The following is a 25,181-nucleotide window of genomic DNA, read 5'->3' as shown; positions in this document are numbered from 1 at the left end:
CTTTTTTTTGGTTTTTTAAAAGAATCACCTAAACAAAAACCGAGATTAAACTACCAAAAGAAGTTTGTGGAATTTTTAGAAAAGTTATCAGCGGTTTAAACTATTTTATTAACACAAATTAACAAGTATATTTATTAAAAAGTATTCCTAAAAAATGGTTTTTAACGATTGTTAATAAGCTGAGAAAAACATTTCAAAATTAAATATTTACCTATTTTTAACCCTGTTAATAAGTTTGTAAAACTAAGTTTTTCGAGAAAATCAGCAACTCACAAAATAATTTATTCCCGTTTTCAACAAGCTATAATAACCATTAAAAATTAAATTTAAATTTCTTTTTTCTTTTTTATTATTTTAATGAATGTTGAAAACCTTTTGCTAAAAACGTCAAACGATTTTCAAATGATGGTTGCCGTTGTCAAATTCGTCCAGGATAATTTGCGCTGCAGCCACGTCATCTTGATGCACTTTGAGCTTGATGCCGCCCAAAGCCAAAGAATACATTGGCGTGATATTGGTCATCTGCTCGTTTTCGAAGAAAAAATTAATTTGTTCTTGCTCGAGCCAATGCCGTAGAACAGTAATTTCATGCGGATAATTAAAAATCGCTATGGTTATAAAATTTTTCATTTTTGGAATGATTGATTTTCATAAAGATACGGAGATTTTCAATTTTAAAAAATAGAGGATAACGTTATATTTTATTTAAAAAATTTAACATTTAGGAAAATTGTGGATGTTAATTTGTAATTTTCAGCATAATTTAGAAAGATATATGAGTAAGAAGTTACGTAAGCCGGCAAAACACGAAAAAGATTTTACCGGAAAAATTTTAAAAATACTATCGCAAGATGCCAATAAATCCTTCAACCATAAGCAAATAGCTGCTAAATTGGAAGTGGACGATACTAAAAGCCGAAACGATATTATCAGAGATTTAAAAATTTTGGCTTCGCAAAAAAAGATTGTTGAAATCGATCGAGGTAAATTTTTGGTAGTCGCCACGAGCCAAGATTATTACGAAGGAACGATTGACATGACCAGCCGAAAAACTGCCTATTTTGTTTCGGATGAATTTGAAGACGATGTTTTTATTCCCACCAATAATTTAAACAAAGCTTTAGATGGCGACAAAGTAAAAGTATACGTTTACAACCGAAGACGTGGCAAAAAACCTGAAGCTGAAGTAGTTGAAGTCATCGAAAGAAATAAAACGGAGTTTGTTGGCGTGATTGACATTCAAAAGAATTTTGCTTTTGTGACCACGGCAAATCCAAAAATGTACACCGATATTTTTATTCCAAAAGATAAAATTGGCGAAGCCCAAAACGGTGATGTGGTCTTGGTAAACATTGAAGATTGGCCAAAAAAAGCCGACAGTCCTTTCGGTAGCGTAATCAAAGTTTTAGGAAAACCTGGCGAACACAATACTGAAATCCACGCTATTTTAGCCGAATATGGTTTACCGTACGATTTTCCACCGGAAGTAGAAGCCTTTGCACAAAAAATTGATACGTCCATTCAAGAAAGCGAAATTAAAAACCGTCGTGACATGCGCGATGTTTTGACATTTACCATAGATCCAAAAGATGCCAAAGATTTTGACGATGCTTTGTCTTTTCAAAAACTCGAAAACGGAAATTACGAAATTGGCGTTCACATTGCCGATGTTTCCTACTATCTTGAGGAAGGAACTATTTTAGATGATGAAGCTTATTCACGAGCAACTTCGGTTTATTTAGTGGATAGAGTAGTGCCAATGTTACCAGAAGTGTTGTCAAATTTCGCTTGTTCGCTTCGTCCGCATGAAGAAAAATATACGTTTTCGGCGATTTTTGAATTAAATGACAATGCTCAAATCATTAACCAATGGTTTGGCAGAACCGTGATTTATTCAGATCAAAGATTTGCATACGAAGAAGCACAACACATTATAGAAACTAAAGGTGATGTAATTCCGGCGGAAATTTCGCTTACCGGAAAAGAATATCAAGTTCCGGCAGAAATTCAAAATGCAACGCTTAAAATGGATGATTTAGCTAAAATTCTTCGCAAAAGAAGAATGAAAGAAGGGGCGATTTCGTTTGACAAAGTAGAAGTAAAATTTAATTTGAATGAAAACGCAGAACCAATTGGCGTTTATTTCAAAGTGTCAAAAGATGCCAATCATTTGATTGAAGAATTTATGCTTTTAGCCAATAGAAAAGTGGCAGAATTCATCGGAAAGCAAAAACCTAAAAAGACTTTTGTGTATAGAATCCACGATGAACCGGATGAAACAAAACTCTTTAATCTTCAAACAGTTATCTCAAAATTTGGTTATAAAATTAATTTTAAATCCAAAAAAGATATTTCAAAATCTTTGAATAATTTGTTAGAAGAAGTCCAGGGAAAAAAGGAACAAAATATGGTCGATACTTTAACAATACGTTCCATGAGTAAGGCAAAATATTCTACCGAAAATATAGGTCATTACGGCCTGGCTTTCGATTATTATTCACATTTTACTTCACCTATTCGCCGTTATCCCGATGTTATGGCTCATCGATTGTTACAGCATTATCTTGATGGTGGAAAAACAGTTAGTGAAGAAGATTACGAAGAAAAATGCAACCATTCTTCTAATATGGAAGTTTTGGCAACTAATGCCGAACGTGACAGCATTAAATACATGCAAGTTAAATACATGCAAGATCATAAAGATGAAGAATTTTTAGGTGTAATTTCAGGAGTAACAGAATGGGGAATTTACGTAGAAATTGTTTCTAATAAATGTGAAGGAATGTGTAGAATTCGCGAAATTAAAGACGATTATTATACTTTTGATGAAAAACAATATGCTTTGGTTGGCGAAGTTTCTAAAAATTTATTGCAATTAGGCGATGAAGTTTACGTTAAGGTAAAAAGTGCCGATTTGGTTAAAAAACAATTGGATTTTACATTTTTACGCAAAAATGAAGATTAAATTAAAATTGAAAAAGAAATGAAAAAGTTAGTATTAGGATTATTTTTAATCGTGGCACAATCCGCAATTTCACAGGATAAAATTACTAAAAGTTTAGGCGAATTTACACAAGTAAAAGTTTTCGATCAGATTTCTTTACGAATGATTGCAGCTGGCGAAAATAAAATGGAAATTTCTGGTTCTCGCAAAGATGATGTAGAAATTGTCAATAAAAACGGTGAACTGAAAGTGAGAATGAAATTAGGAAAACTCCTGCAAGGTGAAGATATTGAAGTCGCTTTATATTACACTGGAAATATTGATAATGTGGAAGCTAGTGAAGGCTCATATTTATCTTCAGACCAACCTTTTAAAGCGATTGCTTTTAGTGTAAATGCCAAAGAAGGATCTGAAATAAAAATTGCTGTAGAAACTAAAAAGTTATCCGTTAGAGCTACTTCCGGAGGAATTGTACGCATTGAAGGTTCGGCTACAAACCAAGACGTGGTAATTAGTTCTGGAGGAATTGTTCGTGCCAAAGATTTACAAACTACGCAAACAACAGTTGCCGTAAATGCTGGTGGTGAAGCCGATGTTAACGCAAGCGAATTAGTAGAAGCTAAAACACGTGCCGGAGGAAATATTACGATCTATGGGAACCCAAGCCAGGTGAATAAAAAGAACGTAATTGGCGGTTCGATTGATATAGTAAAATAATAATGAAGCAAAATCCTTTGTAAAATTTACGTTATATTTGCAATAATCTAATTTTAAGCGGGTATTTTTATATTCCAATTAAAAAACTCCAAACCAAGTATTTCAATGCTTCAAGACATTTTAACCGGGATTCCGTTAGGTATATTTCTGTGCTTTATGATTGGCCCGGTTTTTTTTGTTTTACTCGAAACTGCCGCTGTCAAAGGAATTCGAGCCGCATTAATGTTTGATGCAGGTGTCATTATTGCAGATATTTTATTTATTTGCATCGCTTATTTCAGTAGTTATCGGTTAATCAACAGTATAAAAGATGAGCCTGCATTGTTTATTTTTGGAGGATTGATTATGGTTACATACGGAGTTATTTCTTTTTTAAAACTCCGAAAGGAATCGAAAAAACAAGTCATCGATTCCGAAGTTGAAATGATTAAAAAAAATTACGCCAGTCTTTTTGTAAAAGGATTTTTATTGAATTTTATTAACGTTGGCGTACTCGGTTTTTGGCTTTTAGTTATCATTACTTTCGGACCGCAATTAAATCTCAACACTTCTAGATTAATTGTTTTTTTCAGTTCAGTAATTGGAACTTATTTATTAGTTGATTTGGTTAAAATGTTTTTAGCCAAGCGATTAAAAAATAAAATGACACCTGGTAACATTTTGAAAATCAAAAAAATAACCAGTATTTTATTAGTTATTTTCGGCTTGTCGATTATGTCGCAAGGATGGTTTCCAAGCGATCAAAAACTGGTAAAATCGGCTTTAGAGAAAATAGAAAAGAAGAATTAATATAAAATTATTTTTTTCTTGCGTTACTGCAAATAATTTGTAAATTTGCCAACCTAATGAAATGGCGTCGTGGCCGAGTGGCTAGGCTGGGCTCTGCAAAAGCTCCTACAGCGGTTCGAATCCGCTCGATGCCTCAGAGAAACCTTCAGTATGTACTGAAGGTTTTTTTTTAAAATTTTTAGAAAATTTAGAGTAAGAAAATGCTCGATACCTCAGAAGATTTCGTATTTGCTGAGGGGTTTTTTTTAAAAATTTTTAGAAAATTTAGAGTAATAAAATGCTCGATACCTCAGAAGATTTCGTATTTGCTGAAAGTTTTTTTTGTAAAATTTTTCGAAAATTTGGAGTAAGAAAATGCTCGATACCTCAGAAGATTTCGTATTTGCTGAAGGTTTTTTTAAAAAATTTTTAGAAAATTTAGAGTAAGAAAATGCTCGATACCTCAGAAGATTTCGTATTTGCTGAAGGTTTTTTTTTAAAATTTTTTAGAAAATTTAGAGTAATAAAATGCTCGATACCTCAGAAGATTTCGTATTTGCTGAAAATTAGTACTTGAAATTTTTGAAAATTAGTACTTTTAAAATCTTATTTGTTGAATTATGAAATTAAACAAATTTAGAAGTCTTAAATGCTACATCTTAAGTCTAACTTCTATACTCCTCAATTGTAACCGTAACTGCTTCAACATCACCACCAATTGGCGGATTTATTTTGGAAACCGAAACTATAATTGTGGAAACAGCAGCAATTTCCACAAAAATTCTTTTTACAATTCTATGAGCTACGTGTTCTAAAAGTTGCGAGCGAATAGCCATTTCTTCCACCACAATTTTGTTGAGTAAAACATAATCCACAGTATCTGAAAGCTGGTCGGTTTCCATCGATTTTCGCATGTCGGTTTTGATTTCCAAATCTACAGAATAGTCCGAACCTATTTTACTTTCTTCAACCAAACAACCATGAAAAGAGTAGGTACGAATATTTTTTAATTTAATTATTCCCATAACAGTCTAAAGTTTGAAGTTCAAAGTTACAAGGTTCGTCGCTTTTTTAGTCAACTTTAAACTTTAAACTTTAAACATTTTTTATATTTGTCCAAATTAAAAAAATAATGGCATCAGAAGAAAAATCATTGAATTTTATTGAGCAAATCATTGAAGACGATTTAAAAAACGGGGTTTCTCAACAAGAATTACGCTTTCGTTTTCCGCCAGAACCTAATGGATATTTACACATTGGTCACGCCAGTTCTATAGCGTTAAATTTTGGTTTGGGAATTGATTATAATGCTCCAGTTAACCTTCGTTTTGACGATACAAATCCCGAAAAAGAAGAACAGGAATTTGTAGATGCCATAAAACGTGATGTAAAATGGTTGGGCTACAATTGGGCAAACGAATGTTACGCTTCTGATTATTTTCAGCAGTTGTATGATTGGGCTGTAGAATTGATTAAAAAAGGAAAAGCTTATGTTGATAGTCAAACTTCTGAAGAAATGGCTACGCAAAAAGGTTCGCCTACTGTTCCAGGAGTCGATTCGCCTTACAGAAATCGCTCGGTTGAAGAAAATTTAGATTTGTTTGAAAGAATGAAAAACGGAGAATTTCCGGAAGGAACACATATTCTTCGAGCTAAAATTGACATGAAACACACCAACATGCTGATGCGTGATCCCATCATGTACCGCATCATGCATAAACATCACCACAGAACCGGAAATGATTGGAAAATTTATCCAATGTATGATTGGGCTCATGGTGAAAGTGATTATTTAGAAAATATTTCGCACTCTTTTTGTACGCTCGAATTTTTGCCACATAGAGAATTATATGATTGGTTTTTGGACCAAATTTATGACGATAAAAAAATCCGACCGAAACAACGTGAGTTTGCCAGAAGAAATCTTTCGCATACAGTTGTGAGTAAAAGAAAATTACAACAATTGGTAAAAGAAAAATATGTAAATGGTTGGGATGATCCCAGAATGTCCACCATTTCTGGCTTGAGAAGACGTGGTTATACGGCTGCTTCCTTGAGAAATTTTGCCAAAACCATCGGGATTGCCAAACGCGATAATTTGATTGATGTTTCGGTTTTAGAATTTTGCATTCGCGAAGATTTGAACAAAATTGCGCCACGAGTCATGGCGGTTATTGATCCAGTAAAGTTGGTTATTACCAATTATCCAGAAGGAAAAGAAGAGTGGCTTGACGCCGAAAATAATCCGGAAGATGAAAATGCTGGTTTTAGAAAAGTACCTTTTTCGAGAGAAATTTTTATAGAAAAAGAAGACTTTATGGAAGAAGCTACGGGAAAATTTTTCCGATTGACTTTAGGAAAAGAAGTTCGCCTTAAAAATGCTTATATCATTAAAGGTGAAAGTGTTGTAAAAGATGCCAACGGAAATATTACCGAAATTCATGCAACCTATGATGAAGAAAGTTTAAGCGGAAGTGGGACAGAAGCCAGTCAAAGAAAAGTAGCGGGAACCTTACATTGGGTTTCTGTAAAACATGCGGTTGAAGCCGAAATTCGTTTGTATGACCGTTTGTTTACCGATGAATCTCCGGATACACACAAAGGAAAAGATTTCTTAGAATTTGTAAATCCAGAATCTTTGAAAATCACCAAAGGATTTGTAGAACCAAGTTTGAAAGATGCCAACGTTGAAGATAAATTTCAGTTTCAACGAGTAGGATATTTTACGGTTGATAAAGATGCTACCGCTGAAAAATTGGTTTTCAACAGAACGGTTACTTTAAAAGATTCTTGGGAGGAAAAAGGCAAAAAAGAAGAAAATATTGTAAACAATTCTTTGAAGGATTTGAACAAATATTTCAAGGTTGATAATGATGCAGAACGAGATGCGATTGAAACCAAAATAGGAGAGGAGTTGGCTAAAATTACCAGTTATAGTTTGTTGCAAAATAGTTTCAAGAAAAACGTAAACAACAACAAAGCGTCACTTTTCTTTGCCAATTTATTGTTGAAATATTCTAACCTCAAACCAGCAGAAATTGAACCCGAAGTATTACAAAAATTATATTCGTTTTCACTAAAAAGCGAATCGCCTTTTGTGAGAATGGAGGTAATCAAAAATTTACAAAAAGATGAAGTTTTTTTTTCAGATTTTAAAGACCAATTGAAAGAGATGAAATCTTCAGAAAAAAATGAAGCGGTTTTAAAATTGTTGAATAATTTTTAAAAAATCGGATGGTAGTAAAAACTATCAATAAATCTTATAAGAAGCTCCTAATTTTTGGGAGCTTTTTTATTATTTAAAATTTCTATTGTGAAATGAATTTCTATTTGTTTAAATGATTAAAATCGGCTTTCATAAATGGTTTTTAAAGCGATAATTTTGATTCGTGATGTGTTTGGATGTTGTGAATATTTTTAGTGGAAATAAAGCAGTTTATTTAATTTTAGCACTAAAAATTAGCCTGAAGTTTAAAAGAAACCTCCAAGATTGTTTTTTCTCCTTTTTTTTCGGAAGTTTATAGTGGGGAAAGCAGGAATAAAGTTTAAAAAAGTAATGCCGTTGGGTTTCTTTAAAAACAACAGAGAAATACTTTAACTGCTTATTAACACGTAAATGTTAAATTTTGATGTATCTTTAATTTATTAACCTAAAAAAAAGAAAAAGTTATGTCTAAATCAAACACGCTTATCGGGATTGTTGCAGGTGCTGCGATTGGAGCAGCAATTGGGGTTTTATTTGCGCCAGATAAAGGCGACAAGACCAGAAAAAAAATTAAAGATGGTTTCGATTCTCAAAAGGACGACCTGAAAAATAAATTTAATTCGTTACAAGATCAGGTGAAAAATAAATTTAGCCGTGCGAAAGTAGATCTTGAAACTGGTTTTGATGAATTGGTTGCTAATGCTCAAGACAAAAAAGAAGATGTGATTGCAGCTTTGGAAAAAAAGTTGACCGACTTGAAAGCGCAAGCTGAATCTGCTAAAAAATAAAAAAATCTTGATTTATGGCTTTTGAAAAAATTAGAGAAAACACTGATGAACTGCAAGATCGTGTAAAAGAACTTTTTGATGCTAATGTGGCGTATTACAAACTTTTCGGCTTTAAAATTGCCATGAAAGGTTTAGAAGCTACGGTAAAATATGCTCTTTTTGCCATTGCAGTTTTGTTCACTGTCTTGTTTTTTTCGATTGCCTTAGCGCTTACAATTGGGAATGCAATGGATAGTTTTGCCCTTGGATTTTTAATTGTAGGCGTTATTTATTTAATTTTTGGATTTTTGGCGCTAAAATTTTCGAGTCAGCTTTTTCAAGGTTCGATTATGAAAAAGTTTTCGAGAAAAGTGTTGAACAAATTTTAATGACATGGAAGTTAAAAAAATTTACACCTCATTTGAAGAAATTAATCGCGACCTGGAAATTTTGAAGGTTGAGAAAGAATTAGCGCACGAAAAACTGAAATTAAGTTTTGAAGACACCAAAGACAGTATTACTGCCAAAAATATCTTAGGAACTGTTCCCGGAACTGCTGTGAATGTTTTAGGAGCGCTTTCTGGACCGATAAAAAATTTGGGAGTAACTTATTTATTTAAAAAGATTTTTAAGCTTTAAACGCTTGATTTTTGATAAAAAAGAAAAGAGGCCGATTGGCCTCTTTTTATTTGGTGAAAGTTAATTTGTAATTAATAATGAAGGTTGGTCGATTCTTCTCAAGCGGTGTCCATTTAGAAAATGGTTTTGGCTTAATGTAAGTAGCGGCATTTTTTACAGATGAAGATAAAACTTTTACTTCGTTTTTAGAATTTCCTACAAGCTCAAATCCTATTAGATAATTTTTACCTTGTTCAAATTCTGTGAAAGAATCAACATCAAGGATTACTTCTTCCGAAATTTCTTCGCTTAGTCTATATTCCTTTATAGGCATTAAAGTTGATTGTTCCAAAATTACTAACCTAATTTTCGAATCGACCGAAGACTGTGGTTTATCAAATTTAAAAGTAACCGATTTAAGTTTGTTGTAGCTTGTTTTTTTTTTGTGCAAATAACCAGAAACTAAAGCACCACCGTTACTGATAAAAGAAGAATAGTACTTTTTCTTTCCAGAAATTTCGAACGAAATATCTTCATTACTTTCAATTACAATCTCATCTAAGTATATAGGTTTTGATTGTAAAATAACTTGCCCATTTGCTAGATGTAAATCTTCAAAAGTTAATTTCTTTTCTTCAAAAGAAGGTAATGATAATTTTAAAGAATCGTTTAAATTACTTGCTTCTATTGAAACTTTTCCGGTTGAATCTGAATAAGCAAACTTTTGATTTTGAAGGTTTAGCAATAATACGCTTTCTAAGGGATTTTTTGATGAGTCTGTAACAAATATCGTACATTTCTCCTGACCATAACTGGAGAGAAATAAAAATGCGATTACATAATTATAAATTTTTTGCATCTTCTAAAAAAAATATAGTGCCACGTCTGGCACTATCTTGTTAATTACTCAGGACAAGAAGTTTTTGTCAATTCTCTAGTACTTCCTACATTAATCCAAAAAACGTACTGAGTCGTAATTGTGTAAGTGCATGTACATCCACTTCCACAATCTACATCAATTGTTTCAACTTTTTCACCTGTAAAAGGTTTTCTGGAATTTGAATCGCTAAACGACATCAGAGTTAACGACATTGTAGCGATAGATAAAATCGCTCCGGCTTTTAAAATTTTTGATTTTCATTTTTTTAAAATTAATTAGTTAAACAACAATATCGATAATGTTTGTTATATAATTATAAAAAAAATAATAACAAAATTTTATTTAGTAGAATCGTAATCGTCTGGATTATCGCTTTCCGGCAATTGTGGCGGTTTCGGATAATTGCGTTTTTCGTTTCCTTTATTTTCTCGAGATGCTTTTTTCATGGCTTCACCAACTTGGTTACTTGCCGTGAAAGATGCCACCATATTGTTCAGCATATCGCTTCCGGCTTGTGGAGAATTTGGTAATAAAATTAAATTAGAATTGGCATCAGCTCCAATGGCTTGCAACGTATCATAATGTTGCGTTACCACAATCAGGGCAGAAGCTTCTTGAGAATTTATCCCAACTTTGTTCAAAACGTCCACACTTTCTACCAATCCACGAGCGATTTCTCTTCGTTGATCTGCAATACCTTGTCCTTGCAATCTTTTACTTTCGGCTTCGGCTTTTGCTTTGGCAACGATACGAATTCTTCCAGCTTCTGCTTCATATTCTGCAGCCGATTTTTCTCTATCAGCAGCATTGATGCGGTTCATAGCGTTTTTTACCTGAATATCCGGATCAATATCGGTAATTAACGTATTGATGATATCGTAACCATAAGTCGTCATAGCTTCGTTCAATTCGCGTTTTACGGCAATGGCAATATCGTCTTTTCTTTCAAAAACATCATCTAATTTTAGTTTTGGAACTTCGGCACGAACCACATCAAATACGTACGAAGTAATCTGATCGTGAGGATATTCGAGTTTGTAAAATGCTTCATATACTTTGTCTTGAATCACTTTAAATTGTACTGAAACTTTCATTTTCACGAAAACATTTTCTTTGGTTTTAGTTTCGATGATGACATCTAACTGTTGGATTTTTAGGTTGATTTTTCCCGCAATTTTATCTACAATCGGAATTTTGAGTTGTAATCCCGAATGCCGAATGCTTTGAAATCTACCGAATCTTTCGATGATTGCCGCTGTTTGCTGCTTCACTGTAAAAAACGAAGACAGAAAAATAAAAAAGGCGAAGAATAAAAAAATATACATGCCAATGTTTTCCATGATAAAGGTTTTTAATGTTTGTGAGGAAATATAATTATTTTTTTACAAATAAAAAAGCCTCTCGTTTTTTCGAAAGGCTTTCAGGTTTATTTAAAATTTTCAATTGCTTTGTTGATTCTCGTAATAGTTTCCTCTTTCCCAATCATCGCAATAATGTCAAACAAATGTGGTCCTTTTAACGAACCTACCAAACTCAATCGCAACGGTTGCATAATTTTCCCCATGCCAATTTCGTTTTCAGTCATCCAACATTTTACCGTGTTTTCAATATTTTCTGAAGAAAAATCCAAAATATTTTCTAGGACAACAGTCAATTGCTGCATTAAATCTTCGGTTTCTGGCTTGAAATTTTTTGAAGCTTTTTCGTCGTAAGCAATTGGTGCTTCAAAGAAAAACGCCGACAAATCCCATAATTCAGAAGCAAATGTCGCACGCTCTTTTACTAAACGAACCACTTCGGTTACGAAATCAATTGGTTTATTGATGCCTTTTTGTAATAATTCATGCGAAAAATCTTTGGCTAAAACAGCATTATCTGCTCTTTGAAAATATTGGTGGTTGAACCATTTATTTTTTTCCGGATCAAATTTGGCTCCAGCTTTGTTCACGCGTGACAAATCGAAAACATTCACCAATTCGTCTAAAGTAAATAATTCCTGATCCGTTCCGGAACTCCAACCCAAAAGCGCTAAAAAGTTAATTACAGCTTCCGGTAAAAATCCTTTTTCTCGATAACCCGAAGAAGTTTCACCAGAAACTGGATCTTTCCATTCCAGAGGAAAAACCGGGAAACCCAATTTGTCGCCATCGCGTTTCGATAATTTTCCGTTTCCAACCGGTTTTAATATTAATGGCAAATGCGCAAATTTTGGTGCTTCCCAACCAAAAGCACGATACAATAAAACGTGAAGTGGGAGAGAAGGCAACCATTCTTCGCCACGAATTACGTGAGAAGTTTCCATTAAATGATCGTCCACAATATTCGCCAAATGATACGTTGGCATGCCATCACTTTTGAACAAAACTTTATCGTCTAATAAATTTGTATCAAATTTTACATCACCACGAATCATGTCATTTAGTTCCAAAATTTCTCCCACCGGAGTTTTAAAACGAATGACATAATCTGCTCCAGCCGAAATTCTTTTCGCTACTTCAACTGCATCAACTGTCAAGGAATTGTCTAAGTGCTCGCGATTACTGTGGTTGTAGATGAAAGTTTTTCCGTTAGCTTCGTCAATTTTTCTAAGCTCGTCTAATTTTTCTGCCGAATCAAAAGCATAATAAGCCCAACCGCTTTTAATCAATTGATCCGCGTATTCTTTGTATAAATGCTTTCGTTCACTTTGGCGATAAGGACCAAATTTTTCGTTTTTTCCAACCGTTTCATCAGGAGCAATACCTAACCATTCCAGCGATTCCATTATGTATTTTTCAGCTCCAGGAACAAAACGGTTTTGATCAGTATCTTCCACACGAAGGTAAAAAGTCCCGCCATTTTTTTTGGCAAACAGATAATTAAAAAGGGCAGTTCTCACACCACCAATATGCAAAGGTCCCGTTGGACTTGGCGCAAAACGAACACGAACAGGTTTAGACATTTTTTTAAAATTTTTTGCAAAGATAAGATTTAGTTGGGAGTTTGCAGTAGTGAGTTTTTAGGAGATTAGGTTTATCGTTTACAGTTTTAAGAAAGCAACTTTCAAACGAAAATCTAAAAATCCAAAAATCCAAAAATCTAAAAATCTAAAATCTAAAATCTAAAATCTAAAATCTAAAATCTAAAATCATAAATCATAAATCATAAATCATAAATCATAAATCATAAATCATAAATCACTACATTTATCGGTTATAAACTAACGATATAGAATTTTGGAAAATAAATCGCTGATATACGACAAATTAGAAGCTTTCATCAAAAAGTTTTATACCAATGAACTCCTCAAAGGATTAATATTTTTTGTGGGCTTAGGATTGCTGTACTTACTCTTTACGCTTTTTGTGGAATATTTTTTGTGGCTGAAACCCACTGGTAGAACCATTTTATTCTGGCTTTTCGTTGGAGTAGAAGTCTTGTTATTATTCCGATTTATTTTGTTTCCAATTTTTAAATTATTCAAATTACAGAAAGGAATCGATTATAATGACGCTTCGCAAATCATCGGAAACCATTTTCCGGAAGTTGATGACAAGCTGAAGAATTTTCTGCAATTAGCCAATTCGGAACAAAAATCTAATTCAGAATTATTATTGGCTTCAATCGAACAAAAAGCAAAAAATCTCAACCCCATTCCATTTGGCAATGCCATTAATTTTAAAGGAAATGTAAAATATTTGCCTTGGGCTGCCATTCCGGTTTTATTGATTTTATTTTTCTTGATTTCCGGAAATAGCGATGTGATTACCCAAAGTTTCACGCGTGTTGTCAACTATAACGAGCGTTACACGCCTCCGGCTCCATTTGTTTTTATGGTGGAAAATAAATCTTTGCAAACTCAACAAGGCAATGATTTTATTTTGAAAATAAAAACCGTGGGAAAAGTCGTTCCAGAAAATGCGATGATTTATCTCGATGGCGAAAGTTATTTTATGGAAATGATTGAACCTGGAATTTTCGAATATAAATTTTCGCAAATAACTGAAAGCAAAAATTTCCACATAGAAGCCAATCAAATTACTTCGCAAAATTACCAATTGAATGTGGTGGCAGTTCCTACAATTTCTAATCTCAAAATGATTTTACAATTTCCTTCCTATTTGCAAAGAAAATCAGAAACAGTTGAAGGTTCAGGAAATGCTGTCGTTCCGGAAGGTACAAATGTCATTTGGCAGGTTTCGGCTTTGGCCACCAATAAAGTGGAATGGTCTGATGGTACGCACTTTTCGACTTTTGGTCAAAAAGAGGCGACTTTTCAAATTTCAAAAAAAATCAATCAAAATACAGATTATCAGATTCTTACCTCAAATAAAAACATCAAACACCACGAAAAACTAAACTATCAAATCACAACTGTTAAAGATCAATTCCCAACAATTTCCGCTAATCACGCTCCAGATAGTTTAAAGTTGGAACAAAACGTAATTGTCGGGCAAGTTTCGGACGATTATGGTTTAAGTAAATTACAAGTTGTTTATTATCCTAAAGGTCAGGAAAAACAGGCAAAACGCGCCAATCTTCAAGTTAAAAATGCCAACTTCGATCAATTTGTGTTTCGTTTCCCAGGAAATTTACAATTAACCGAAGGAGTTTCTTATGATTATTATTTTGAAATTTTTGATAATGATGTATTGCACCAATTCAAATCTACAAAATCATCAGTGTTTTCTGATAGAATTAGTACGGTAGAAGAAAAACAACAACAGAATTTGGAACAGCAAAATGACAATATCAATTCACTTGAAAAATCCATCAAAGACCAAGACAAACAATTATCTGAGTTAGAGAAGTTGCAAAAGTTAGGAAAAGAAACGCAATCGCTCGAACACAAAGATTTGCAAAAAATAAATGATTTTATCCAACGCCAGAAACAACAAGAGCAAATGATGAAAGAATTTTCTAAAAAGCTCGAAAACAATTTGGAAAAATTTAAAGCTGACGAAAAAGACCCACAAAAAGAAGAACTTCAAAAACGTTTAGAAAACGCTGAAAAGGAGGCTGAGAAAAACGAAAAACTTTTAGACGAACTCAAAAAGTTGTCAGAGAAACTGAAAGAGGAAGAATTGTTTGATAAAATGGATAAATTTAAACAAGCCGGAAAAAACCAAGCCAAAAATCTGGAACAACTGGTGGAGTTGACCAAGCGTTTTTACGTTCAGAAAAAAGCGGAACAATTGGCGGAAAAATTAGAAAAGCTTGCTGAGAAACAGGAGAAGTTATCGCAAAACGACCAGCAAAATTCTGCCGAAAAACAAGACCAAATCCAAAAAGAGTTTGACCAAATTCAAAAGGAATTAAAAGATTTACAAAAAGAAAACCAGGATTTAAAGAAGCCAATGGAACTTCCTGAAGATGAAAAAACAGAGCAAAGTATTGAGCAAGATATGCAAAACGCTTCTGATGAACTCAAAAAAGACAACAAACCTAAAGCGAAACCAAAGCAAAAGAGTGCGGCTCAAAAAATGAAACAAATGAGTGGCAATATGAAAGACATGATGATGGGAGGCGAAAAGGAACAACTGGAAGAAGACGTGAAAATGTTGCGTCAAATCCTCGATAATTTACTGGCTTACTCTTTTGCTCAAGAAGATGTTATGAAAGAATTTAAAACTCAAAAACGTGGTTCGCTTTCGTTTAATAAACACTTAAAAGTTCAACAAGATTTAAAGCAACAATTCAAGCATGTGGACGATAGTTTATTTGCCATGTCGCTTCGTAATCCAAAAATTGCCGAAGAGGTAACAAAGGAAATTGGAAATGTACATTACAGCATTGATAAAGCTCTTGAAACGCTTGTAGAAGCCCAAATTTCTAAAGGAGTTTCGCACCAGCAATACGCGGTTTCTTCCGCAAATAAATTAGCTGATTTTTTAAGCAACGCTTTAAATAATATGCAAATGCAAATGTCAGGAATGGGAATGGGCAAGCCAAAACCTGGGCAAGGTGAAGGCATGCAATTGCCAGACATTATCCAAAAACAACAAGGACTTGGTGAAAAAATGAAAGAGGGTATGGAAGAAGGTGATGGAGAAGATGGAAAAAATGAAGGAGAAGGTAAAGAAGGCGAACAACCCGGAAAAGGCAAAGATGGCAAGTCCGGCAAAAACGGTACACAAGGAAATGATGGTGAAGGAAACGCTGAAAAAATCCTAGAAATATATAAAGAACAGCAACGCCTCCGCGAAGCACTCCAAAATGAATTGGAGAAAAATGGAATGGGAAACAGTGGTCAAAATACTTTGAACCAAATGAAACAAATCGAAAAAGATTTACTTAACAAAGGTTTTACAAACCAAACCCTGCAAAAAATGCTTAACCTCAAACACGAACTGCTCAAGCTCGAAAAAGCCATTCAGCAACAGGGTGAAGACACCAAACGCCAATCCCAAACCAATAAAAAAGATTACGGTTCGCAACCCGGTGAAATTCCACTCGCTTTACGCCAATATTTAAATAGTATTGAAATATTAAACAGGCAATCACTACCTTTGCGGCCAAATTACAACCAAAAGGTTCAAGAATATTTTAAAAACAATGATTAGCTTTAACTACGAAACCGATTTTGAAATCGCAAATAAAGCCGATTTTACCAACTGGATTTCGCGTGTCATTGCCTCAGAAAATAAAACCGAAGGCGAGATAAATTATATTTTTTGCAATGACGATTATCTACACCAAATCAATCTGGAGTATCTCAATCACGATACGCTAACCGACATCATCAGTTTCGACTATTCCGTAGGAAACGAGATCCACGGTGATATTTACATTTCGGTAGAACGCGTTGCTGACAATGCCCAAGATTTCGAGGTATCGTTCGATGAAGAACTCCGTCGCGTCATCATTCACGGTGTTTTACACTATTGCGGTTACAAAGACAAGTCGCCCGAACAAGAGATTTTGATGCGCCAAAAAGAAGACGAAAAAATAAAAATGTTCCACGTGGAACAATAATTATTTTTTAGAGCGAATGGCTTGGTTTTTGTTTGCCATCGTAATTCCCGCTTTCCGAAATATCTTTTTTAGCCTTCGCTATCGCTTCACTTTAAAAAAGGATATTTTCTCCAATCGGGGCTATGAGAAAAACAGGGTTGCATTTCAGTAATCTTTAGGATAAAAAACACACACTGTTCCACGTGGAACAAATATAATTAACAAGAGAAAAATGTTTCAAGATAAATATGATGTAATAGTAGTTGGTGCCGGACACGCAGGTTCAGAAGCCGCGGCTGCTGCCGCAAATCTCGGTTCCAAAACTTTGTTGGTTACCATGAGTTTGCAAAACATTGCGCAAATGTCATGTAATCCTGCAATGGGAGGAATCGCCAAAGGGCAAATCGTACGCGAAATTGATGCGCTAGGAGGTTACTCTGGAATTGTGTCAGATAAAACTGCTATACAGTTCAAAATGCTCAACAAATCTAAAGGTCCTGCTATGTGGTCGCCAAGAGTCCAAAGCGACAGAATGCGTTTCGCCGAAGAGTGGCGTTTGATGTTGGAGCAAACCCCAAACCTCGATTTTTACCAAGAAATGGTTTGCGGTCTATTGATCGAAAACCATAAAGTTACCGGAATCGTCACTTCGTTAGGAGTGGAAATTAAAGCCAAATCGGTGGTATTAACTAATGGAACTTTTTTGAATGGATTAATCCATATTGGCGAAAAACAATTTGGTGGAGGTAGAGCAGGAGAAGGAGCCGCTTACGGCATCACAGAAGATTTAGTTCGCGCTGGATTTACTGCCGGAAGAATGAAAACCGGAACACCGCCGCGTGTTGACGGCCGTTCGTTAAATTACGCAAAAATGACAGAACAACCAGGCGACGAAAAACCGGGAAAATTTTCTTATTCTAACATTACAAAACCTTTGGCTGTTCAAAAAGCATGTCACATGACTTATACATCACCATTAGTCCACGAGGTTTTACGCGAAGGTTTTGATCGTTCACCAATGTTTAATGGCAGAATTCAAAGTTTAGGACCAAGATATTGTCCGTCTATTGAAGATAAAATCAATCGCTTTGCTGATAAAGAACGTCATCAATTATTTGTTGAACCGGAAGGTTGGAACACGGTTGAGGTTTATGTCAACGGATTTTCTACTTCCTTGCCAGAGGAAGTTCAGTTTAAAGCGTTACGTTCCGTTGAAGGGTTCGAAAACGTGAAATTTTTCCGTCCAGGTTACGCCATCGAATATGATTATTTTCCACCAACACAATTGAAACATACCTTAGAAACTAAATTGGTAGAAAACCTGTATTTCGCTGGGCAAATCAATGGTACAACAGGTTATGAAGAAGCCGCTTCTCAAGGTTTAATGGCGGGAATCAATGCACACTTAAAAGTACATGAAAAAGAACCATTAATTTTAAAACGTGACGAAGCTTATATTGGCGTTTTAATCGACGATCTAATCACAAAAGGAACCGAAGAACCTTACAGAATGTTTACGTCACGAGCGGAATATAGAACCCTTTTACGACAAGATAACGCCGATTTCCGATTAACGCCAAAAGCCCATGAAATTGGCTTGGCTAGCGACGATCGTTTGCGTCAAATGGAAATAAAACAAAAGCAATCGAGCGATTTGGTTGATTTCTTCAAAGAAACATCTGTAACTGTTGATGAAACGAATCCTATTCTCGAAGCAAATGGATCTGCAAAGATTTCTCAACCTGACAAGATGTTTAAAATATTTTCTCGTCCACAAATCAATTTAGTGGATATTCTAAAGTTCGAAAAAGTGGCAAACTATGTCTCAGAAAGAGATTTAGACGAAGAAATTTTAGAACAAGCTGAAATTCAAGTAAAATACTCGGGATATATTGAAAAAGAAAAAAATAATGCCAATAAATTAACCCGTCTGGAAGAGGTTCGAATCCCAGAAAATTTCGATTATGATAAAATAAAGTCGCTTTCATTTGAAGCCAGAGAAAAATTTAAAAAAATCCGACCCGTTACTTTATCACAAGCTTCCAGAATTAGCGGTGTTTCACCAAGCGATATTTCTGTACTATTAATTCATATGGGAAGATAATGTTTCACGTGGAACGAAAATATAAATCCCTTTATTCATCGGTATTGCCAATGATTTTTACGATATTTTTTTTATGTACTTCTTGTAGTATTGGCAAAATCGGATATCAGATTGATGATTATTATATCGCTGAAAATGGTAAAGAAATTTTGGGAACTAAACCACTTAATGCATTTATATTCGAAAATAACTTGCGAAATGTACCCTTTCAGCAATTTGTAGCGGTAAAATATAATTTGAATAACTTTCTTGCAAATGAAATTTGGATAACTATTAACGAAACCCGCTTTAAACTCATTATTTACGAACATAATGAATTTGAAAAATACTTTGGTTATAATAATTTTGCTGCCATAAATAAAGAAACAATCGCAAATGTTGTAGGAAATCAGTCAGTATTTTTAGCAGTTTCATTGGTTAGCGATCAAAACGAAGATGCCTTAAATCCTAATTCATTATACTATCAAATTTCCACCCAATATCTAAAGAATTTAAAAGACGAATACTTAAATTTTTAAATGAAAGATTTTTTAAAAGTTATCGACCATTCCGTTTCCAAAGAAACATTTCATTTGGTACTTCATCCAGAGTTAGATGTATTGCAGACGATTCCAGTTCCAAACGCTTCAGATTTACCTAAATATTACGAAAGTGACGATTATATTTCTCATACGGATAATAAGCGTTCCTTATTTGAAAAAATGTATCATTTTGTAAAAAATATCGCTTTAAACGAAAAAATTTCCCTTATAAATGCTGAAAGTGACAAAGGAATTTTGCTCGATTTGGGTGCCGGAACGGGTGATTTTTTATTAGCTGCAAAAAATAACGACTGGCAAACCATCGGGGTAGAACCTAATGAAAAAGCCCGCAATATCGCCATTCAAAAAGGTTTAGAAATTTTCTCCGAAACTAAGAACTTAGAAGAAAATTCTTTTGATGTGATTACCATGTGGCATGTTTTAGAACATGTTCCAGATTACAATTTGCAAATTGAAGAACTCAAAAGATTATTAAAACCAGAAGGTGTGCTAATTGTAGCAGTTCCCAATTTTAATTCTTATGATGCACAGTATTACAAAGAATTTTGGGCAGCCTATGATGTGCCAAGACACCTTTGGCATTTTTCAAAAACGGCAATCAAACAAATATTTGCTCAGCATGAAATGAAAGTCACGGATATTTTACCTATGAAATTTGATGCATTTTATGTGAGTTTACTTTCCGAAAAATACAAAACCGGGAAAATGAATTTTCTTAAAGCATTTCACATCGGATTAAAATCAAACCGAATGGCGAGTCGCACTTTTGAATACTCCTCGCTAATTTATGTCATCAAAAACAACAAAAACGTAAAATAAAGCCCAATTTTCAATTTAAACGAGCTCAATCAGGTAAAACCATTTCTTTTCGAAATAAATCCAATAGCGCTAATGTTATAAAGTTAATTTCAATCAATATAATTTATCACAAAAATTAAACGTATAAATAAATTTAATAATTAAGGATTCAACGATAATTTTGTACAAATCAAGTTTCTGATTATTTTTTTTTACTTTTGAACCCACAAAAAATTTAAACAATGAAAAAAACAATTGTTGCATTTGCAATAGCCTTCAGTTTGTTTTCGTGCAACAAAGAAGAGCAAGTCAAAACCGCTACCGAAAAAACCGCTTACGTAAATACGGTAGAATTAATGGAAAAATATACGGAATCTAAAGATCTTCAGGCCAAATACAAGCAAAAAGGCGAAACAATGGGAAGAGAATTAGACCAGCAAGTAAAACGTTTCCAAGAAGAAGCACAAAATTTTCAAAGAAATGCACAAGCTAACGGACCAGAATGGGCTCAAAGAAAAGGCGCAGAACTACAAAAACGTGAGCAAGAATTGACTTATGCACAACAATCCATGATGCGTCAACTGCAAGATGAAAGCGGTGTTGAAATGGATTCAATGAAAAGCCGTATGAAAAAATTCATCCAAGATTATGGTAAGAAAAACGGTTACACTTACATTTATGGAACCGGAGAAGCATCAACCATTTTATATGGAAAAGACGGTTTAGACATCACCGATAAAATCTTAAAAGAGCTGAACGATAAATACAAAGCGCCAGCAAAAGAAGAAGAAAAAGCACCGGCTACTACCGAAGCCGAAAAAAAATAAAACATGAACCTCTGTAATTCCAGAGGTTTTTTTTTGCAAGCTCATCACAAAAATTGTATTTTTCCGCTTACGCAAAATATACGCAGATGCAGTTTTCAGAAGCCGGAAATTTCACCCTGAAATTTATCAACCAAACCAACAAAAACATTTTTCTAACCGGAAAAGCCGGAACCGGAAAAACCACTTTGTTGCACGAAATTATTAAAGTTACCCACAAAAATACTGCTGTCGTTGCTCCAACTGGAATTGCGGCTTTAAATGCTGGAGGCGTGACCATTCACTCGATGTTTCAGTTGCCGCTAAGTGCTTTTATTCCGGAAAACAATGCAGATTTTTTTGCCCAAAATAATTTAAAATTCGAAACCAAAAACAGCCTAAGTCGCCACTTTAAAATGAGTGCTATGCGAAAAGCGGTATTCAGAAATTTAGAATTATTAATCATTGACGAAGTCAGCATGTTACGTCCCGATTTGCTTGACGCTATGGATTTTATGCTGAAAAAAGTAAGAAAAAACCAACAAGCATTTGGTGGCGTTCAAATGCTTTTTATTGGCGATTTATTGCAATTGCCGCCCGTCATCAAACACGAAGAATGGAATATTTTGCGAAATTATTACACGGGAAAATTTTTCTTTCACGCCCGAATTTTGCAGCAAAATCCGCCGTTGTACGTAGAACTATCGAAAATTTACCGCCAAACCGACGATATTTTCATCGGCATTCTCAACAATCTGCGGAATAATTTGGTGGAAACCAAAGATGTCAACGTTTTAAATCAATTGGTGAATCCAAATTTTAATTTAAAACAAAATCCGGGTTTCATCACGCTTACCACCCATAATCACAAAGCCGACACAATTAATTACCAAGCACTTGCCGAAATTGCAAGTCCACAGTTTAAATTTACACCGCAAATCGTTGGCGATTTTCCAGAGAAAATTTTTCCGGTGGAAGAAAGTCTTTTGTTGAAAAAAGGCGCACAAGTCATGTTTATCAAAAACGATATTTCAGGCGAAAAAAATTTCTTCAACGGAAAAATGGGCGTTATATTTTCAGTTTCACAAGATGAAATTTTAGTCAATTTCCCGGAAGAAAAAAAAACTATTGAAGTTTCACGCTACGAATGGCGCAACATTCGTTATACAGTTAACCCTCACACTAAAGAAATTGATGAGGAGCTTTTAGGTACTTTTCAGCATTACCCCATCAAACTGGCGTGGGCAATTACGGTTCACAAAAGTCAAGGCCTCACGTTTGATAAAGCCGCGATTGATGTATCGGACGTTTTTTTGCCCGGACAAGCCTATGTTGCGTTGTCTCGACTTCGTTCGTTAAACGGGCTCGTTTTGCTTTCTCCGCTTAACATGAACGGAATTTCTAATGATGCCGAAGTGATGGATTATGCCAAAAATAAAGCTTGCGAAAGCCAATTGGCAGATTCCCTTCAAATCGAAACGAAAATTTATTTTAGGGAATATCTCAAGGAAAGTTTTAATTGGAAAAATCTCGCGCAAGAATGGCGGAATCACCGTTTTAGTTATAGCGAAACTTCGGAGAAATCCGGGAAAAATCAGTTTCAAAAATGGGCTCAGGAATCTTCGGCTTTGTTCGATGAAATGTCCATTCACGCCGAAAAATTCATCAAGCAACTCGATTATTTATTTTTGCCGGAAAACTTCGACCTTAACAATATTTCAGAAAGATTTTATGCTGCGCAAAATTATTTTTTTCCGAAAAAAGATAAATTAGTTGAAGGCTTGCTGTACAAGCTTTTACAAGTTGGGCAAATCAAAAAAGCAAAAGCCATTTATGAAGAATTTGCATTACTCGAAGAATTGCAAACCAAAGCCGTACTTCGATTATTTAAGGCAGAAAAATTGGTAGAATTAATGCTAAATAATAAAGAAATTAATAAGGAAAATTTAATTTCGGCGAAAGTTTTAAAGTATAGAAATAACAAAATTGAAGAAGTAAAAACGATTTTCAAAGCTGAAAACCAACATCTTATTGAAGAAGATTTTGCGGTTTCTCGTTATTCTAAAAAAGAAAAAAAACCGAAAAAAGAGAAAAAATCTACCTACGAAGAAACGTTTGAATTATGGCAAGCCAAAAATTCGTTGGAAGAAATTGCGGCATTGCGAAAATTAACCAACCAAACAATCGCAAGTCATATTTCGAAATTAATTCAAAGCAAAAAAATTGCCCTAACAGAAATTCTTCCGGATGACAAAATTGTGGAGCTTGCTAAAGCTTTTGAAGGTTATGACGAACTTTCGCTCACGCCTTTAAAAGAAAAATACGGAGAAACTTTTTCGTGGGACGAACTCCGATTTTATAAAGCTTCGCTGTAAATTATTGCATTAAAAAAACGCCCAAAACCGCCGGAATAAAGTAAATGGCAATGGTTCTGGCGCCATCATAATCTTTGGCAATTCTTTGTCCGAAAAGCAATAAAAGCAACGCCACACAAGCAACTACCGAACCGTAATAACCGTAAAAAGTATTGCCTTTAGTAAGCATTTCAATAATTCCCGCCACCGAAAAAACGCCGGCAACAATTTCTAAAACCAAAACAATTAGTAAGGCAAATGGTACTTGGCTGCGCAAAAAAGTTTTTTCAAAATGACCTTTCAACCAAGAAACATTTCCGTTCCAGTCGATGACTTTATCGTAACCGGATTGTAAAAAAGTGATGGCCAAAAACGCGAGAATTAGGAGGGAAGCTGTGTTTTCCATAATTTTATTTTTTATGAATTAATCGTGTCAATTTTATAGAAAGATCGGTTAAAATCAGTTTGGCATTTCCGTTTCTTTCGATGTGGTAAATGGCCTCAGAAATTTCGTGGTAAATATCGCCAATATTTGCTCCGTTTACAAAAGGAGAGAAATTTTCGAGTTTAAATTTTTCAATTTTGGGTTCCATATACACCAGCGAAGTTGCCTGATAATTGAGCAATAACGCTTGGCGAAACATTTCCATGCAGTAATTTAAGAATTTTTTTTGAGGCTCACGACCTAATCCAGCAATGGTTTCGCTCCAGGAAATTAAATCGTGAATGGCGGCTGCATTTCCTTTGGCTTTAAAAGCCGCACGAACCCAAAGTACAAACCATTTTTCAAACGGTTCATCTTCGTTTGCATCCGACAATAATTTTAAAGCTTTATTGAAATTGCCTTGCGATTGATGCGCTACCTTTTGCGCTTCTCTCGGTTCCAAATTTTTAGTTTCGATAAGTTTTTTGGCAATTTCATTTTCGGGAACACCAATAAAATGAAGCACTTGACAACGCGACCGAATGGTTTGGATTAAATCTTCTTCATCTTCGGCAATTAAAATAAAAAGCGTTTTTTCCGGCGGTTCTTCCAGAATTTTCAGCAATTTGTTCGATGCCGCGATGTTCATTTTTTCGGCCATCCACACAATCATCACTTTGTAACCGCCTTCGTAACTTTTTAGCGAAAGCGCTTTCAATGTTTCTTGCGCATCATCAACTCTAATTTCGCCCTGTTTATTTTTTGCGTCTAATTTTTGGTACCAATCAAACAAACCAGCATACGGATTGGTCAAAATAAATTCGCGCCAATCTTTGATGAAATCAATGCTTTTCGGGTGTTTTTTTACTTCTTCTGTTGTAACAGTTGGATAAATAAAATGTAAATCCGGATGAGAAAGATGGGCAAATTTTAGATTACAAGCTTCGTTGCCAGAATTATTTTCGCTGTTATTATTTTTACACAAAACATATTGCGAATAAGCCAACGCCATTGCCAAAGTACCTGAACCTTCGGGTCCTACAAAAAGTTGTGCATGCGGAATTCTTCCGGAATCAGCACTTTTGGTTAAGTGACTTTTGATGTGTTCTTGGCCAAGTATTTCTGAAAAAAGCATAGAGCAAATATAAGAGAATTAAAATTTCAGAAAAATTAGTAATCTCACTTTCGTAAAATTGTGACAATTTTTCTCAATAACGCAATCGATTTCCCGAGAATAAATTTGTTGAAAAATAAAATTCTGCATTATGCTTTGCCCGAAACCCCTATATTTGTAATTCACATTTTACAAAAATTTAAACTCAAA

General features: G+C 34.5%; 22 protein-coding genes and 1 tRNA gene. 15 read left to right on the top strand and 8 right to left on the bottom strand.

Annotation, left to right across the window (positions count from 1 at the left end; genetic code table 11):
• Positions 1 to 387: 387 nt before the first annotated feature.
• Entirely contained in the window at positions 388 to 630 is a 243-nt protein-coding gene (locus GV828_RS11210; protein ID WP_166537590.1) for a putative signal transducing protein, read from the bottom strand.
• Positions 631 to 775: 145 nt separating this feature from the next.
• On the opposite strand from GV828_RS11210, the gene rnr reads away from it, so the two are divergent.
• The 4 genes from rnr (at position 776) to GV828_RS11190 (ending at position 4,584) form a co-directional block, all read left to right on the top strand.
• Positions 776 to 2,965, top strand: coding sequence for a ribonuclease R (gene rnr, locus GV828_RS11205; protein WP_166537589.1), 2,190 nt, complete (start codon positions 776 to 778; stop codon positions 2,963 to 2,965).
• 18 nt (positions 2,966 to 2,983) lie between these two features.
• Complete coding sequence (locus tag GV828_RS11200) at positions 2,984 to 3,661, top strand: head GIN domain-containing protein (RefSeq protein WP_166537588.1); 678 nt, start codon at positions 2,984 to 2,986, stop codon at positions 3,659 to 3,661.
• A 105-nt stretch (positions 3,662 to 3,766) separates the two neighbouring features.
• Entirely contained in the window at positions 3,767 to 4,450 is a 684-nt protein-coding gene (locus GV828_RS11195) for a LysE family translocator (RefSeq protein ID WP_166537587.1), read from the top strand.
• Positions 4,451 to 4,513: 63 nt separating this feature from the next.
• Positions 4,514 to 4,584 (top strand) — tRNA-Cys (locus tag GV828_RS11190).
• Between the two features lie 510 nt (positions 4,585 to 5,094).
• Here the strand turns inward: GV828_RS11190 and folB are convergent.
• A complete protein-coding gene (gene folB, locus GV828_RS11185) occupies positions 5,095 to 5,454 on the bottom strand; it encodes a dihydroneopterin aldolase (RefSeq protein ID WP_166537586.1) in 360 nt (119 codons plus the stop codon).
• 107 nt (positions 5,455 to 5,561) lie between these two features.
• Here folB and GV828_RS11180 point away from each other — a divergent pair, with 107 nt between their 5' ends.
• The 4 genes from GV828_RS11180 to GV828_RS11165 all read left to right on the top strand — a co-directional run bounded on the left by GV828_RS11180 (position 5,562) and on the right by GV828_RS11165 (position 9,040).
• Positions 5,562 to 7,655, top strand: coding sequence for a glutamine--tRNA ligase/YqeY domain fusion protein (locus GV828_RS11180; protein ID WP_166537585.1), 2,094 nt, complete (start codon positions 5,562 to 5,564; stop codon positions 7,653 to 7,655).
• A 443-nt stretch (positions 7,656 to 8,098) separates the two neighbouring features.
• The gene (locus GV828_RS11175) at positions 8,099 to 8,422 is read left to right on the top strand and encodes a YtxH domain-containing protein (protein ID WP_166537584.1); all 324 of its coding nucleotides are present in this window, start codon (positions 8,099 to 8,101) and stop codon (positions 8,420 to 8,422) included.
• A 14-nt stretch (positions 8,423 to 8,436) separates the two neighbouring features.
• Positions 8,437 to 8,790 carry a competence protein gene (locus GV828_RS11170; RefSeq protein WP_166537583.1) on the top strand — a complete coding sequence of 118 codons (354 nt, stop codon included), beginning with the start codon at positions 8,437 to 8,439 and terminating at the stop codon, positions 8,788 to 8,790.
• 4 nt (positions 8,791 to 8,794) lie between these two features.
• Complete coding sequence (locus tag GV828_RS11165) at positions 8,795 to 9,040, top strand: DUF6327 family protein (protein WP_166537582.1); 246 nt, start codon at positions 8,795 to 8,797, stop codon at positions 9,038 to 9,040.
• 46 nt (positions 9,041 to 9,086) lie between these two features.
• On the opposite strand, the gene GV828_RS11160 is transcribed toward GV828_RS11165, so the two are convergent.
• From GV828_RS11160 to gltX, 4 genes are all read right to left on the bottom strand, one after another.
• Positions 9,087 to 9,878: a hypothetical protein gene (locus GV828_RS11160; protein ID WP_166537581.1), complete on the bottom strand. Its 792-nt coding sequence runs from the start codon at positions 9,876 to 9,878 to the stop codon at positions 9,087 to 9,089.
• A 44-nt stretch (positions 9,879 to 9,922) separates the two neighbouring features.
• The gene (locus tag GV828_RS11155) at positions 9,923 to 10,111 is read right to left on the bottom strand and encodes a hypothetical protein (protein ID WP_166537580.1); all 189 of its coding nucleotides are present in this window, start codon (positions 10,109 to 10,111) and stop codon (positions 9,923 to 9,925) included.
• A 126-nt stretch (positions 10,112 to 10,237) separates the two neighbouring features.
• The gene (locus GV828_RS11150) at positions 10,238 to 11,239 is read right to left on the bottom strand and encodes an SPFH domain-containing protein (RefSeq protein WP_235935457.1); all 1,002 of its coding nucleotides are present in this window, start codon (positions 11,237 to 11,239) and stop codon (positions 10,238 to 10,240) included.
• A gap of 86 nt (positions 11,240 to 11,325) precedes the next feature.
• On the bottom strand, positions 11,326 to 12,840 hold the full coding sequence (gene gltX / locus GV828_RS11145) for a glutamate--tRNA ligase (protein WP_166537579.1): 1,515 nt from the start codon (positions 12,838 to 12,840) through the stop codon (positions 11,326 to 11,328).
• A 274-nt stretch (positions 12,841 to 13,114) separates the two neighbouring features.
• On the opposite strand from gltX, the gene GV828_RS11140 reads away from it, so the two are divergent.
• The 7 genes from GV828_RS11140 (at position 13,115) to GV828_RS11110 (ending at position 23,454) form a co-directional block, all read left to right on the top strand.
• Positions 13,115 to 16,441: a DUF4175 family protein gene (locus GV828_RS11140; RefSeq protein WP_166537578.1), complete on the top strand. Its 3,327-nt coding sequence runs from the start codon at positions 13,115 to 13,117 to the stop codon at positions 16,439 to 16,441.
• Positions 16,434 to 16,853, top strand: coding sequence for an rRNA maturation RNase YbeY (gene ybeY / locus GV828_RS11135; protein ID WP_166537577.1), 420 nt, complete (start codon positions 16,434 to 16,436; stop codon positions 16,851 to 16,853). Before GV828_RS11140 ends, ybeY begins: the two co-directional genes overlap by 8 nt.
• A 211-nt stretch (positions 16,854 to 17,064) precedes the next feature.
• Positions 17,065 to 18,936 (top strand): tRNA uridine-5-carboxymethylaminomethyl(34) synthesis enzyme MnmG, encoded by a 1,872-nt coding sequence (gene mnmG, locus GV828_RS11130; protein WP_166537576.1) that lies wholly within the window; start codon positions 17,065 to 17,067, stop codon positions 18,934 to 18,936.
• A 50-nt stretch (positions 18,937 to 18,986) separates the two neighbouring features.
• Positions 18,987 to 19,454 carry a hypothetical protein gene (locus GV828_RS11125; RefSeq protein WP_208103187.1) on the top strand — a complete coding sequence of 156 codons (468 nt, stop codon included), beginning with the start codon at positions 18,987 to 18,989 and terminating at the stop codon, positions 19,452 to 19,454.
• The gene (locus tag GV828_RS11120; protein ID WP_166537574.1) at positions 19,455 to 20,297 is read left to right on the top strand and encodes a class I SAM-dependent methyltransferase; all 843 of its coding nucleotides are present in this window, start codon (positions 19,455 to 19,457) and stop codon (positions 20,295 to 20,297) included. It begins immediately after the preceding gene.
• Between the two features lie 221 nt (positions 20,298 to 20,518).
• Positions 20,519 to 21,103 carry an OmpH family outer membrane protein gene (locus GV828_RS11115; RefSeq protein ID WP_166537573.1) on the top strand — a complete coding sequence of 195 codons (585 nt, stop codon included), beginning with the start codon at positions 20,519 to 20,521 and terminating at the stop codon, positions 21,101 to 21,103.
• A gap of 86 nt (positions 21,104 to 21,189) precedes the next feature.
• Complete coding sequence (locus tag GV828_RS11110; RefSeq protein ID WP_166537572.1) at positions 21,190 to 23,454, top strand: helix-turn-helix domain-containing protein; 2,265 nt, start codon at positions 21,190 to 21,192, stop codon at positions 23,452 to 23,454.
• A gap of 1 nt (position 23,455) precedes the next feature.
• Here GV828_RS11110 and GV828_RS11105 read toward each other — a convergent pair whose 3' ends face one another.
• Together GV828_RS11105 and GV828_RS11100 are read right to left on the bottom strand one after the other, a co-directional pair.
• Positions 23,456 to 23,839, bottom strand: coding sequence for a DoxX family protein (locus tag GV828_RS11105; protein ID WP_166537571.1), 384 nt, complete (start codon positions 23,837 to 23,839; stop codon positions 23,456 to 23,458).
• A 4-nt stretch (positions 23,840 to 23,843) separates the two neighbouring features.
• A complete protein-coding gene (locus tag GV828_RS11100) occupies positions 23,844 to 24,992 on the bottom strand; it encodes a DNA polymerase III subunit (protein WP_166537570.1) in 1,149 nt (382 codons plus the stop codon).
• Between the last annotated feature and the right edge of the window lie 189 nt (positions 24,993 to 25,181).

The sequence above is a fragment of the Flavobacterium ichthyis genome, assembly GCF_009915155.1.
In the GTDB taxonomy this organism is placed as follows: domain Bacteria; phylum Bacteroidota; class Bacteroidia; order Flavobacteriales; family Flavobacteriaceae; genus Flavobacterium; species Flavobacterium ichthyis.
The sequence above is the reverse complement of the archived record's forward strand: the minus strand, read 5'-3'. Positions and strand labels throughout refer to the sequence as shown.